Source organism: Nonomuraea sp. NPDC059007, assembly GCF_042740555.1.
GTDB lineage: Bacteria > Actinomycetota > Actinomycetes > Streptosporangiales > Streptosporangiaceae > Nonomuraea.
Window position 1 is genome coordinate 294,464 of sequence record NZ_JBHYJD010000005.1, and the last position, 12,916, is coordinate 307,379.

Annotated in this window: 13 protein-coding genes; 5 read left to right on the forward strand and 8 right to left on the reverse strand. The window is 73.1% G+C overall.

Translation table 11 applies throughout. The features are described 5' to 3' along the window. The first annotated feature begins 71 nt into the window (after positions 1 to 71). Entirely contained in the window at positions 72 to 893 is an 822-nt protein-coding gene (gene panB / locus ACFWY5_RS10640) for a 3-methyl-2-oxobutanoate hydroxymethyltransferase (RefSeq protein WP_379631297.1), read from the forward strand. 78 nt (positions 894 to 971) lie between these two features. After that, positions 972 to 1,619 (forward strand): NADPH-dependent F420 reductase, encoded by a 648-nt coding sequence (npdG, locus tag ACFWY5_RS10645; protein WP_379611491.1) that lies wholly within the window; start codon positions 972 to 974, stop codon positions 1,617 to 1,619. A 248-nt stretch (positions 1,620 to 1,867) separates the two neighbouring features. Here the strand turns inward: npdG and ACFWY5_RS10650 are convergent, their stop codons facing one another. The 6 genes from ACFWY5_RS10650 to ACFWY5_RS10675 all read right to left on the reverse strand — a co-directional run bounded on the left by ACFWY5_RS10650 (position 1,868) and on the right by ACFWY5_RS10675 (position 7,797). Beyond that, positions 1,868 to 2,473, reverse strand: a complete 606-nt coding sequence (locus tag ACFWY5_RS10650; protein WP_379611489.1) for a DNA-binding response regulator — start codon at positions 2,471 to 2,473, stop codon at positions 1,868 to 1,870. Further along, positions 2,470 to 3,555 carry a sensor histidine kinase gene (locus ACFWY5_RS10655; protein WP_379631300.1) on the reverse strand — a complete coding sequence of 362 codons (1,086 nt, stop codon included), beginning with the start codon at positions 3,553 to 3,555 and terminating at the stop codon, positions 2,470 to 2,472. The genes ACFWY5_RS10650 and ACFWY5_RS10655 overlap by 4 nt, the downstream gene beginning before the upstream one ends. A gap of 12 nt (positions 3,556 to 3,567) precedes the next feature. Beyond that, the gene (locus ACFWY5_RS10660) at positions 3,568 to 4,293 is read right to left on the reverse strand and encodes an ABC transporter permease (protein WP_379631302.1); all 726 of its coding nucleotides are present in this window, start codon (positions 4,291 to 4,293) and stop codon (positions 3,568 to 3,570) included. Further along, positions 4,290 to 5,171, reverse strand: a complete 882-nt coding sequence (locus ACFWY5_RS10665) for an ABC transporter ATP-binding protein (RefSeq protein WP_379631304.1) — start codon at positions 5,169 to 5,171, stop codon at positions 4,290 to 4,292. Before ACFWY5_RS10665 ends, ACFWY5_RS10660 begins: the two co-directional genes overlap by 4 nt. A 19-nt stretch (positions 5,172 to 5,190) precedes the next feature. Continuing rightward, positions 5,191 to 5,895, reverse strand: coding sequence for an alpha/beta hydrolase (locus ACFWY5_RS10670; protein WP_379611485.1), 705 nt, complete (start codon positions 5,893 to 5,895; stop codon positions 5,191 to 5,193). Positions 5,896 to 6,375: 480 nt separating this feature from the next. After that, on the reverse strand, positions 6,376 to 7,797 hold the full coding sequence (locus ACFWY5_RS10675; protein ID WP_379631306.1) for a PLP-dependent aminotransferase family protein: 1,422 nt from the start codon (positions 7,795 to 7,797) through the stop codon (positions 6,376 to 6,378). Positions 7,798 to 7,856: 59 nt separating this feature from the next. Here ACFWY5_RS10675 and ACFWY5_RS10680 point away from each other — a divergent pair, with 59 nt between their 5' ends. Both ACFWY5_RS10680 and ACFWY5_RS10685 read left to right on the forward strand, forming a co-directional pair. After that, positions 7,857 to 9,026 carry a trans-sulfuration enzyme family protein gene (locus tag ACFWY5_RS10680; RefSeq protein ID WP_379631308.1) on the forward strand — a complete coding sequence of 390 codons (1,170 nt, stop codon included), beginning with the start codon at positions 7,857 to 7,859 and terminating at the stop codon, positions 9,024 to 9,026. 40 nt (positions 9,027 to 9,066) lie between these two features. After that, positions 9,067 to 10,002: a threonine/serine dehydratase gene (locus tag ACFWY5_RS10685; protein WP_379631310.1), complete on the forward strand. Its 936-nt coding sequence runs from the start codon at positions 9,067 to 9,069 to the stop codon at positions 10,000 to 10,002. A gap of 127 nt (positions 10,003 to 10,129) precedes the next feature. On the opposite strand, the gene ACFWY5_RS10690 is transcribed toward ACFWY5_RS10685, so the two are convergent. After that, positions 10,130 to 11,260, reverse strand: coding sequence for a lipase family protein (locus tag ACFWY5_RS10690; protein WP_379611480.1), 1,131 nt, complete (start codon positions 11,258 to 11,260; stop codon positions 10,130 to 10,132). Positions 11,261 to 11,387: 127 nt separating this feature from the next. Here ACFWY5_RS10690 and ACFWY5_RS10695 point away from each other — a divergent pair, with 127 nt between their 5' ends. After that, a complete protein-coding gene (locus ACFWY5_RS10695) occupies positions 11,388 to 11,966 on the forward strand; it encodes a hypothetical protein (RefSeq protein WP_379611479.1) in 579 nt (192 codons plus the stop codon). Here ACFWY5_RS10695 and ACFWY5_RS10700 read toward each other — a convergent pair. Continuing rightward, a complete protein-coding gene (locus ACFWY5_RS10700) occupies positions 11,907 to 12,869 on the reverse strand; it encodes a LysR family transcriptional regulator (protein ID WP_379631313.1) in 963 nt (320 codons plus the stop codon). The genes ACFWY5_RS10695 and ACFWY5_RS10700 overlap by 60 nt on opposite strands. Positions 12,870 to 12,916: the final 47 nt, after the last annotated feature.

Sequence of the window (12,916 nt, forward strand, 5' to 3'; positions counted from 1 at the left end):
GTGAGGCATCATCGATGGTGTCCGGGTACGCCACTGGGGCGACTCGAGGCTTTGTTCAGGAGGGTTGTTCCATGTCCTCTCTGTATGGCGGCGTCACGGGCCGCCGCGTCACCGTCCGCGATCTGGCCCAGGCCAAGGAGCGGGGCGAGAAGTGGCCCATGCTCACCGCGTACGACGCGATGACCGCCCGCGCGTTCGACCGGGCCGGGGTGCCGGTGCTGCTGGTCGGCGACTCGGCGGCCATGGTCGTCTACGGCTACGACTCCACCCTGCCCGTCACCGTCGACGACCTGCTGCCGCTGACGGCGGCGGTGGTGCGCGGGTCCTCGCGCGCGCTGGTCGTCGCCGACCTGCCGTTCGGTTCCTACCAGGGCTCGCCGGCGCAGGCCCTGGAGACCTCGGCCCGCTTCATGAAGGAGGCGGGCGCGCACGCGATCAAGCTGGAGGGCGGGCGCCGCGTGCTGCCCCAGGTGGAGCTGCTGGTGTCGGCGGGGGTTCCGGTGATGGGGCACCTCGGGCTGACCCCGCAGTCGGTCAACGCGCTCGGCGGCTACCGCGTCCAGGGGCGCGGCCAGTCGGGCGACGAGCTCATGGCCGACGCCAAGGACCTCGAACGGGCCGGCGCGTTCGCGGTGGTGCTCGAATGCGTGCCCGCCGAACTGGCCGAGCGGGTCACGACGTCGCTGTCCATCCCGACGATCGGCATCGGCGCGGGTGCCGCCACTGACGCCCAGGTCCTGGTATGGCAGGACATGATGGGACTGACGGAGCATCCGGCCAAGTTCGTTAAGGCCTACGGCACGCTGGCCGCCGACCTCGACCGCGCCGCCCGCGCGTTCTCGGACGAGGTGGTGTCGGGCGCGTTCCCGTCCGCCGAGCACACCTACACCTAGCGTCCATCTGGCGTCCGCAGTTCCGCAGGGCGGTACCTGGAGGCGGCTCCCGGCGGCCGGGCTGGCATGATCTGAGCCATGACAGACGTGAGCGGGCTTTCGATCGGCATCCTGGGCGGCACCGGAGACCAGGGCAAGGGGCTGGCGCGGCGGTTCGTGCTGGCCGGGCACACCGTCCTCATCGGGTCACGCAGTGCGGAACGGGCACAGCAGGCGGCCGAGCCCATCGGCGCGCGGGGCGCGGGCAACGCCGAGGTGGCCGCCCAGGCGGACGTGGTGATCGTCGCGGTCCCCTGGGACGGCCACAAGGAGCTGCTGGAATCCCTCCGCACCGAGTTGTCCGGAAAAATCGTGATTGATTGCGTCAACCCACTCGGCTTCGACAAGCAGGGCGCCTACGCACTGCCCGTCGAGGAGGGCAGCGCCGCCCAGCAGGCCGCCGCCGTGCTGCCGGACAGCCGCGTGGTGGCCGCCTTCCACCACGTCTCGGCCGTGCTGCTCCTGGACGAGACCGTGGAGAAGGTCGACCTGGACGTGCTGGTCCTGGGCGAGGACCGCGAGGCCACCGACACCGTCCAGGCGCTGGCGGCGGTCATCCCGGGCGTGCGCGGCGTCTACGGCGGCCGCCTGCGCAACGCCCACCAGGTCGAGGCGTTCACCGCGAACCTGATCTCCATCAACCGCCGCTACAAGGCCCACGCCGGCCTGCGCGTCACCGACGTCTGAGCCATCCTCTGACAGCTCCCGCGCCGACGTCCGAACCGTCCTCATGACGGCTCCCCCGCCGACGTCCGAGCCGTCCCCCGACGGCTCCCGCGCCGACGTCCGAGCCGTCCCTGACAAACCCGGCCCATCCCCTACGGCTCCCGCCCCCAACCCGCCTCCCGCCGACGTGAGCGGCCCCCGGTCATCGGGCGCTTCTCACGTCGGACACACTCCCCGCCGCCACGAGGCCCGTGCACCGGCCAAGTGGTTCACAACCACCCGGCATCCTCGGCGATCCGCACCGCGTCGATCTTGTTCCGCGCCCCGGTCTTGGTGATGGCCGAGGTCAGATAGTTGCGTACCGTGCCCGGCGACAGATGCAGCCGCCCGGCCGTCTCCTCCGCGCTCACCCCCTGGGCCGCCTCCCGCAGGACCGTGGTCTCACGCTGGCTAAGGGGGCTCTCGCCGTACTCCATGGCCGAGCTCACCAGCTCGGGGTCCAGCACCCGCAGCCCCGCGTGCGTACGGCGGACCGCGTCGGCCAGCCGCTCCCCCGGCGCGTCCTTCACCAGGAACGCGGTGATCCCCGCCGCCAGCGCCCTGCGCACCTGACCCGGCCGGCCGAGCGCGGTCAGCACGAGAATGCGGCACTGCGGCAGCCGTTCGCGCAGTTCGGCGGCGGCCGTGATGCCGTCCACGACGGGCAGGTCGATGTCGACGATCGCGACGTCGGGACGGTGTTCCAGCGCGGCGGGCACGATCTCGTCCCCGCGCGTCACCTCGGACACCACCGCGAGGTCGGGCTCCAGCCGCAGCAGCGCCGAGAGCGCCGCACGGATCATGAGCATGTCTTCCGCCAGCAGCACCCTGATCACGCCGGCACCTCCACGACCAGCCGGAACGCGCCGCCGTCCGCGTGCGCGGCGACGCTGCCGCCCGCCTGCCCGGCGCGCTCGGCCAGGCCCGTCAGCCCGCTGCCGTCTTCGCGGGGCGTGCCGGGCGCGCCGTCGTTGACGATCTCCAGGCGCAGCCGGCCCGTCTGGGCCGCCGTGGTGATGGTGCAGGTCGTGGCGGCGCTGTGGCGCAGGACGTTGGTGACGCCCTCGCGTACGGCCCAGGCCAGCGCCTCCTCCGACGCCCGGGGCGGCACGGCGTCGGCGAGGTTGACCTGCACGCTCACCCCGGACGCCTCCAGCAGCGAAGCGGCCCGTTGCGTCTCGCCCCGCAGCGTCAGCTCCCGGTACCCGCGGGCCACCTGCCGTACGTCCTGGGCCGCCTCCCTGGCCACCTTCACCAGGTCGCCGACCTCGGTGCGGGCCGTACCGGGATCGCGGTCCATGAGACGGGCGGCCAGATCGCCCTTCAGCGCGATCGCGGTGAGGCTGCGGCCGAGACCGTCGTGCAGGTCGCGCGAGATGCGCAGCCGTTCCTTCAGCACGGCCGCCTCGGCCAGCCCGGCGCGGGCGGACTCCAGTTCGCGGCTGACGGCGACCAGGCGGACGACCACGTACACGATGATGCCGCTGATCGGGATCGTCACCGCGTAGAGGGCGGCGACGACGGGGATGTTCAGCGTGACCATGATGCCGCCCGCCTGCACCACCGTCATGAGCGCGAGCAGCGGACCGGCCGCCCACAGCGGCAGGTACAGCAGGAGCGTGCCGGCGAGCAGCTGCGCGGTCACCCCCGACCAGCCGCTCGGCAGGAACGGGTCGGGCAGATAGGTCGCCACGGCCTGGACCACGACCGTCAGCGGGAACAGCGGGGGCCGCGCGCCCCTGAGCGCGGCCCGCATGTTGAGGACGTGGGGGATCCAGCAGCCGGCGAGCGAGGCGAGCACGAGCAGGGTGACGTCCAGCCGGCCCGAGCTCAGGTAGATCAGCCCGAGCATCGGGTAGCCGACGGAGATCACCGCGATCAGCCAGGTGGCGAGGCGTTGAGCGGAGGAAGCGGTCATTGTCCGACAAATCTACGAGCGCCGCGGCTCCCAGCGAAACCAGAGCCGGATCGCGACCAGCCCGGCGAGCGTCCAGACCGCCAGATTCAGGGCGGGCGCCGCGAACTCCCCCGTCTTCATCGCGTGTACGGCGGCGCTGGTCGGCAGCAGGTCGAACCCGGCGCGTACCCAGGAAGGCAGCAGGTCGAGCAGCGGCCCCATCGCGCCCGCCCCGATCCCGCACACCAGGAACACCGGCACCGTCATCGCCGCCGCCAGCTCCGCCCGCGGGATCGCCACGGTGTAGGCGGCGCCGAGCACCGCCACGCAGACCGCGCCGCCGAGCACCGCCGCGACGAAGACCACCGGATTATCGGGGAAAGGCACATCCGCCAGGAACCGCACCGCCAGCAGGCAGCCGATCACGAGCGCGACCGTCTGCGTGACCGTGCTGGCGATCTCCCCGGCCAGGATCTGCGCGTCGGTCAGCATGGTCGAGCGCAGCCGCTTGAGCACGAGCTGGTCGCGCCGCATGGACAGCGCCACGGCGATGTTCATGAACCCGGTGATCGACAGCACGAGGGCGGTCGAGCCGTAGAAGGTCTGGGTGGCCCAGGCGACGCCGTCCGCCTGGACGTGCCGCATGAGCAGCGGCATCCCGATGGTCAGGCCCACCGGCGTGATCACCGACCCGGCCAGCATGGACTTGTCCCGCCAGAACAGGCGGGCGCCGAGCTTGTAGGTGGCGGCGACGCTCATGAGGTGCTCCTGTCGAGGAAGAGGTCTTCGAGGGTGGCGGCGCGTACGTCGAGCCCGGTCAGCCGCAGGCCGCGCCCGGCCGCCCAGCTCAGCAGCGTCTGCGCGGCCAGGTCGGGGTCCTCGGCGCGGCAGACGGCCAGCTCGCCGTCGAGCGTGACGGGCAGCGGCAGCTCGCCGGGGGCGACGCCCGGCGGCATCCGGAAGGCCACCCGGCCGCTCTGGGCGGCCAGCGTCTCGGCCATCCCGCCCGCGGCGATGATCGCGCCGCCGTCCAGGATCGCCAGCGACGAGGCCAGCCGCTGCGCCTCCTCCAGGTAGTGCGTGGTCAGCAGCACCGTGACGCCCTCGGCGGCCAGGCCGCGCACCAGTTCCCAGGTGTCGCGGCGGGCCTGCGGATCCATGCCGGTCGTCGGCTCGTCGAGGAAGAGCACCTCGGGACGTCCCAGCGTGGCCAGCGCCAGATCCAGCCGCCGCTTCTCCCCGCCGGACAGCTGGCGCACCTTGGTGCCCGCCTTGTGCGCGAGCCCCGCCAGCCGCAGCGCCTCGTCGCGGGGACGGGCGGCCGCGGTGAAGTCCCGCCACGTGTCGATCGTGCGGGCCACCGTCAGGTCGGGGAAGAACCCCGCCTCCTGCAACATCACGCCGGTACGGCGCCGCGCCTCCCCCCGCTGCCCCGCCGGATCGAGCCCGAGCACCCGCACCGTGCCCGCGTCCGGCCGCTGGAACCCGGCCAGCACCTCGACCGTCGTCGTCTTGCCCGCGCCGTTGCGGCCGAGCAGCGCGAAGATCTCCCCTTCCGGAACCTCGAAGGAGACGCCCTTCACGGCCTCGAACGCGCCGTAGCGCTTGACGAGGCCGGATACCTGGATGGCTGTCATGCCTCCGATCGTCGCGGGGTCAGCGTTCGGGGAACAGTGAAGAATTCACGATCCGCAGCAGCGTGTCCGCGACGCCGTCCGGGTCGACGACCTGGTGAAGGTGGGCGCCGGGGACGCGGGTGACCGGCCAGCCGCGGCCCGCCGCCCGCTCGGCCACCTTGTCGTACGGCGGGCCGTACCAGAGATAGCCGCACGGAACCGCGTCCCACCCGGCCGGGACCGGCACGAGCTGGGTGTAGTAGGCCAGCGGCAGCCGAGGCTGCTCATCGGCCACACGCCGCCTGACCTCGGGGTCGGGCAGCATCGGGGCGACGTCCTCCTCGCTCCACCAGTCGGTCCAGCGGGGCAGCAGCCCGTCCGGTCCGGCGAGGTCGCGCAGGAACGGCAGGAACGCCTCCTCCGCCGTCTTCACCAGCCCGTCACGTGGGGGCAGATGCGCGTCCGCGAACACGCAGGCCACCACCCGCTCCCCCAGCCCCTCCTTCACGACCGGCAGGAACAGCCCCGCGTTGCTGTGCCCGGCCAGCACCAACGGCCCTTCCTCCGGTACGGCCGAGCGCACCGCCTCGACCACCCTCGGCCAGTGCGGCGGGCCGCCCTCGGTCACCGCGGTCAGATCCGGCACCACGGCCCGCCGCCCCCGCCGGCCGAGCGCCTCCGCCACGGGCCGCCACGTCGAAGGACCTACCGAGGGGCTGTGCACGAGCACGAAGATCGCCTGCATGCCCGCCACCTTCCCACGCCCGCGGAGCCCTCCGCCGCGATATCGCTCCCAGCGATGCCCGCCGGACATTCCAGGAGCGAACACCCCCGGGACGCCGCTCCCTCCCGGCTCGCCACCCTCCCGGCTCGCCGCCCTCCCGACCACGCCTCAGGAGCCGCCCATCCTGGGCAACGCCGCCCCCTGGTCCACGGCCCCTCGCGCCCCTGCGGGCTCGCGCCCCTGGGTCGGGGCCGGGAGGACGAGGGCGTGGGAAGGGCCGGGAGCAGCGCCCGGGAGCGGTGCGTCGTGGAGTGTCCCGGAGGGGCGCCTCGGGAGAGGTGTCCCGGAGTTGCGCCCACGAGGAGGAGGCGGGAGCGGTGTCCCGGAGGGGCCTCCCGGAGCGGTGTTCCGGAGCAGCGTCCGGAGAGGTGTCCTGGAGCGGTCTTCCGGAGGGGTGTCCCCGGAGCGGTGTCCGTGCGTAAGGGGGTTGGGAGGAAGGGGTTAGACGATCAGGGCGTGGGTGGTGGTGGGGTGGTGGGTGCCGTCGTAGGAGTGCCAGGCGGCGGCCAGCCCGGCCACGGCCCGGCTGAGCTCGCGGGGCGTGAACAGGAAGTGCAGCCGCGTGTAGGAGCCCTGCCCGCCCACCGGGTCGAAGGCGCGCCCGGGCGGGATGGCCACGCCGTGGCGCAGGGCGACCTGGGCGAAGGCGTCGGTGTCGCCGTGCGGCAGCCGTACCCAGATCGTCTGGCCGCCCAGGGCGGGCTCGAACGACCACGACGGCAGCCGCTCGCGCAGCTCGGCGCACAGGTGGTCGTGACGCTCACGCAGTACGGCGGTGCGGTCGCGGCGGATCTCGGGCAGGCGGCGCAGCAGCGCGACGGCGGCCAGTTGTGAGACGGCCTCGCCCGCCAGATCGTGGATGGCGCGCAGCCGGGCCAGGCGGGTGGCGAGCGGGGCGGCGGCGCGGATCCAGCCGATCCGCAGCCCGCCCCACACGACCTTGCTCAGCGAGGCGATCGTGATGATCTGCTCGCCGGAGGTGAACGAGGCCAGCGGCGGCGGCGTCTCGCCGGAGAAGCACAGCTCGGCGCAGACCTCGTCGTCGATGAGCGGCACGTCGTGCTCGGCGGCGAGCGTGGCCAGGCGGCGGCGGGAGGGCACGTCCATGACGGCGCCGGAGGGGTTGCTGGCGGTGGGGACCGTGTAGGCGAGGGCGGGGCGTGAGCGCAGCGCGCTGGCCACGCCGTGCTCGGCGCCGCGCACGACGGCGGCGGCGTGGCGGAAGACCTCCAGCGCGCCCGGGTAGGTGGGCGTCTCGGTCAGGACGGTGTCGCCGGGCTGCACGAGCAGGCCGGTGAGCAGCGACAGCGCCTGCTGGGCGCCGGTGGTGACGACGATCTCGTCCGCGGTGGTGGGCAGGCCGCGTCCGCGGTAGTAGGCGGCGACGGCCTCGCGCAGCGCGGGCTGGCCCGCGGGGTGGTAGCCGAGGTCGTGGGGGCGGGCGGCGAGCCGTTCCGCGGCCTCGGCGTAGGCCTCCACCATGAACGGCGGCGGCACGTCCGGGGCGGCGCAGGTCAGGAGCTGGACCCCGTCGGGCGGGTGGAGCATGTGCTGGATCAGCGGGTTGGCGGGGACGCCGTCGACGACGCGGGCCGCCGACAGCTGGGCGGCGGCGACGCGGGTGCCGCTGCCCTGGCGGCGTACGACACGGCCTTCCTGCTGGAGCAGGTCGTAGGTGGCCACGACGGTGCCGCGCCCGACGGCCAGCAGCTTGGCCAGCGCGCGGTCGGGCGGGAGCAGGTGGCCGGGCGGCAGGACGCCGTCGTCGATGAGCGCGCGCAGCCGGGCCGTGAGCAGGAGGTACAGCGGCCCCCGGCCGGTCGCCCACCGGCCGAGCAGGTCCACCAGATTGGCTCCATCCATGGACCAATTCTCCACCATTGGATCTGACATTGCAGGACATTTCTGGAGATGCTGTTGACATGGAACTTCGTCCCGAGACCCGTGCCGTCCACCTGCCCCAGCCGGAGATCACCGGCAGCCGGCCGATCACCGTGCCGATCTACCAGACGTCCGGATTCGTGTTCGACGATCCCGCGGTCTTCGCCGACGCCATGGGCCGCCCCGACGGTTCCTTCGTGTACGGCCGGCTCGCCAACCCCACGGTCCGCTCCCTGGAGAGCGCGGTCTCCGGCCTGGAAGGCGGCGTCGCTGCCCTGGCCACCGGCTCCGGCATGGGCGCCATCAACTGCGTGCTGCTCGGCCTGCTCGGCCCCGGCGACCACCTCGTCTCCCAGAAGGCCATCTACGGCGGCACCGCCGCCATGATCAACGAGCTGGTCCACCGCTTCGGCGTCACCGTCACCTACGTCCCGGAGGACGACCCGGCGGCCCTGCGCGCGGCCGTACGCCCGGAGACCAAGCTCGTCTACCTGGAGACGCTCGCCAACCCCGCCCTCCAGGTGGCCGACCTGCCCGGCATGTGCGCCGTGGCCCGCGAGCTCGGCGTCGTCTCGGTCGTGGACAACACCTTCGCCACGCCCCTGCTCTGCCGCCCGATCGAGCACGGCGCCGACATCGTGGTCCACTCCACCACCAAGTACCTGTCCGGCCACACCGACGTCGTCGGCGGCCTCGCGGTCTTCGCCGACGACGCCCTCTACCGCAAGGTGTGGCACTTCTCGGTGGAGCTGGGGGCCACGCCGGACCCGTTCGCCGCGTGGCTGACGCTGCGCGGGCTCCAGACTCTGCACCTGCGCATGGAGCGCCACTGCTCCAATGCTCGCTACCTGGTCTCCCGCCTGGCCGCCCACCCCGCCGTGTCCGCCGTCCACTGGCCCGGCCTGCCCTCGCACCCCTCCTACGAGCTGGCCGGCAAGCTGCTGCCCGACTTCGGCGGCGTCTTCTCCTTCGAGCTCGCCGGCGGGCGCGCGGCGGGAGAGAAGTTCATGAGCGCGGTACGGCTGGCCCTGCTCGCCCCCTCGCTCGGCGGCGTCGAGACCCTGGTCATGCACCCGGCCACCACCTCCCACCGCTCGCTCAGCCCCGAGGAGCTGACCCGCCACGGCATCGGCGAGGGCACCGTCCGCGTGGCCGTCGGCATCGAGCACCCCGAGGACCTCTGGGCCGACCTCGAACAGGCACTGTCCTAAGGTCGGATGGAACGACGATTCCGTAGCGAGGGGGACGACGATGACGGTGACGCACGCCGACGTGCAGGCGGCAGGGGAACGCGTCGCGGGCCACGTCCTGCGCACGCCCGTCCTGGAGATCTCCCCGGGGCTGATCTTCAAGCTGGAGCAGGTGCAGCGGTCCGGTTCGTTCAAGGTGCGCGGGGCGTTCAACCGCATCCTGTCGGCGGGAACCCTGCCGCCGGCGGGCGTCATCGCGGCCAGCGGCGGCAACCACGGCCTGGCCGTCGCCTACGCCGCCCGCGCGCTCGGCGTCCGCGCCGAGATCTTCGTGCCCACGGTGGCCAGCCCGGTGAAGGTCGCCGGGCTGCGCGCCCTGGGCGCCGAGATCACCCAGACCGGAGCCATCTACTCCGCGGCCGCTGAAGCCGCGGCGAAGCGGGCCGCGGAGACCGGCGCGCTGCCCGTGCACGCCTACGACCAGCCCGAGGTGATCGCCGGTCAGGGCACGCTGGCACTCGAACTGATGGAGCAGGCGCCCGGCGTCGACACCGTCCTGGTCGCGGTGGGCGGCGGCGGCCTGGCGTCCGGCGTCTCACTCGGCCTGCGCGAAGGCGTGAAGCTGGTGGCGGTGGAGCCCGAGCTGATCCCCGCCCTGCACCGGGCGCTGCGGGCGGGCCACCCCGTCCCGGTCGAGGTCAGCGGCGTGGGCGCGGACGCGCTCGGCGCCACCCAGGTGGGCGACCTGGCCTTCGGAATCCTGTCGGCGGCGGGCGGCGGGCTGCCGGGAGCGGGCGTGGAGAGCGTCCTGGTCTCGGACGAGGCCATCATCGACGCCCGCCGCCGCCTGTGGTCGGAGCACCGGCTGGCCGTCGAGCACGCCGGCGCCGCCGCCTACGCGGCCCTGCTCAGCGGCGCGTACCGGCCCGCGGACGGGGAACGCGTGGCCGTGGTGCTCTGTGGCTCCAACACCGACCCGGCCACGCTGACCGGCTGACAACACCTGACGAAAGACCTCCACGGGTCATCACGCGTCACAAGGCCCGGGAAGGGGTCGCGCTGGGGGGTGTGGGGCGCGACCCCTTGGTTCGCGGGCTTCAGCGGTTGCCGAAGGCGGGCGGGCTTCAGCAGTTGCCGAAGGCGGGCAGGCCGTACATTCTCAGGGCCAGCCACTCGATCGCGAGGGGACCGCCCTCGACGGCGCCCAGCACGTGGTTGCCGCCGGGGATCGACAGCCAGCGCGCGTTCACGCCGGCCCGGCAGTACTCCGAGCGCAGGGTGGAGCCGACGGCGTGCGGGATGATCTCGTCGCCGCGGGCGTGGTAGAGGAAGACGGGCACCCGCGGGGGCCTGGCGCCCAGGCGGTTCTCGGCCAGGCGGGCCAGCCACTTGGGCTGGTTCATGAGGTCGATGGGCGACAGGTCGGAGAAGCGCAGGCCGGCGAGCTTGCCGAGGTCGCCCACGCAGTCGTCGGCGGCGTCGGTCATCAGGGCCTTGCCGCGGTCGTTGAGGTCGTTGAACAGGTCGAGTTCGTCGTAGGCGGCGTCGAAGCCGACACCGGCCGCGGCGGCGAGGCCGAAGTTGGCGCCGCCGTCGAGGCTCTGCGCGACGGCCTTCAGGTCGGCGGGTACGCCACCGGCGGCGACGCCCTTGAGCCGGAGGTCGGGTGCGTAGGAGGGCTGGAGCTGGCCGGCCCACCCGGCGGAGGCGCCGCCCTGCGAGTAGCCCATGATGCCGACGGGCGCACTGGCCGACAGGCCGGAGCCGGGCAGCCGGATCGCGGCGCGTACGGAGTCGAGGACGGCCTGTCCTTGTGAGATCCCGGCCATGTACGTGTGCTGGCCGGGCGTGCCGAGCCCCTCGTAGTCGGTGACGGCCACCGCGAAGCCCTTGAGCAGGAACAGGCTGACCAGGGCGAGTTCGGCTTCCCTGCCCTCGCGCATGGCGAGGGACGGGGCGCACTGGTCGCCGAGGCCGTGGGTGCCGACGGCGTAGCCGATGACGGGGCGGCGGCCGAACGGGTAGGAGGCCTTGGGCACGAGCACGGTCGCGGAGACGGCATTGGGCGCGCCGGTCGCGGAGGTGGAGCGGTAGAGCACATTCCAGGCGTTCACCGGGACTTCCAGGAGTTTGCCCGGCAGCAGGTACACCGTGGTCGGCCGGGCGGAGATCACGTCTCCGGCCGAGGCCGCCTGAGCGGGTACCGGGAGCAGGATGAGCGAGATGACCAGGGATAAGATCACGGACAGTCTCATGGCGCCGTCCTCCCGCGCGAAGACCACGCTGGCAGCGTGGAAACCACGCTGATCGTTACCCGGCGGTAACCTTCTGTCAAGGCCCGAAATAACGCCGGTCAGGACATCCGTCCGGCAGTATGGTCGGATGGACTCAGGGTCTGTGGCCTTCCTCCGCGAGCTCCTCGCCGACACGGGCTGGATCGAGCGCACCCGCGAACTCGGCATGGCCCTGCGGGCCACCCGATCCCCCGGCGGCCTGCTGCTGGTCGGCACCCCCGGCGACGAGCCGTGGCACCTGACCGCCCACCTGGGCGACGAGGCGCGCCTGTCCGGCCTGCCGCAGCTCGCGCCCACGCTGGTGCGCTGGCAACCACCCGCCGACGCCCCGTCCCACCTGCGGATCGGGCTGGAGCGCATCGAGGCGGCACGGCGCGGCGAGACGTTGTTCGTGGTCGCGGAGCAGCAGGCGCCGGTGCCACTTCTCGAGCGGGTGGACGACGCCCGCCGGATCGGCGCGACGATCATCGCGCTGGAGAGCGGCGACCCGGAGCTGACCGGCCTCGCGCACGAGGCGCTGGCGATCCCGCAGCACGGGCTGATCACCTTCGACGGCGCGCAGCACCTGGTCAGTACCGCCGCGGGCGAGATCCCGCAGCGGCCGAGCCTACGTGACCGGCTCGCCAGGCTCCTCGACCGCGTGAGCGGACCGCAGGTGACCGACTAGCTCCCGCGTTGCGTCCTCGATCGCGCCGATCACGACCGCCTGCACGGGGTCGGGCTCCCCCGACCGGGTACGGCTGACGCGCGTCACGGCGTCCAGCCGCCGGGCCCCGACGTCCTTGATGTAGCTGACCCGCACCTCGCCCTCCGGCACGTCGAGCAGGGCCAGTTCGGGCACGATGGCGACCCCGTGCCCGGCCACGACCAGCGACAGCGTCGGGCCGAACTCGGTGATGACGTGCACCTTGCGCGGCTCGAACCCGTGGATCGCGGCCAGCCGGTCAAGCGCCTGCCCGCAGGCCTGCGAGGGCTCGCCGGCCACCCAGGGCATCCCGGTGAGCTCGCCGATCGTGCGCGGCGCCTCGGGCCAGCCGGGCGGGGCGACGATGCGGTACTCGTCGACGTAGAGGGTCCGCGTGGACAGCGACGGCTGCGACAGCGCGGGCAGGCTCATGTCCTGCTCGGTGATCAGCACGTCGACCTGGCCGAGCCTGAGCTCCTGGAGGGCGGGCGGGCCGTACACCTCGTGGATGATCGGAATGATCTTCGGATGGTGTACGGCGAGCCGCTGGATCGCCGGGACCAGGATGTGCGTGATCACGGTCGGGAAGGCGGCGATCCGCACCGGCCCGGCCAGCCGCTCGGTGAAGCGGGTGAGCTCGCGCCGGGCCTCGGCGAGCTCGTCCTCGACGCGCTCGGCGTACCCGGCCAGCACGCGACCGGCGGGCGTGAGCGACACGCGGCGCTGGGAACGGTCGATGAGCGCCAGGCCGACCTCGCGCTCCAGGTGGGCGAGCTGCTGGGAGACGGCTGAGGGGGTGAGGAAGAGCGCCTCGGCCGCACGCATGACGCCACCGCGGCGGGCCACCTCGTGCAGGACACGCAGGCGCCGAGGATCGATGTCCATGCAGGTCAGCTTACGCGCAGATTTAGATCTCGTTACTTGTGCTTTAG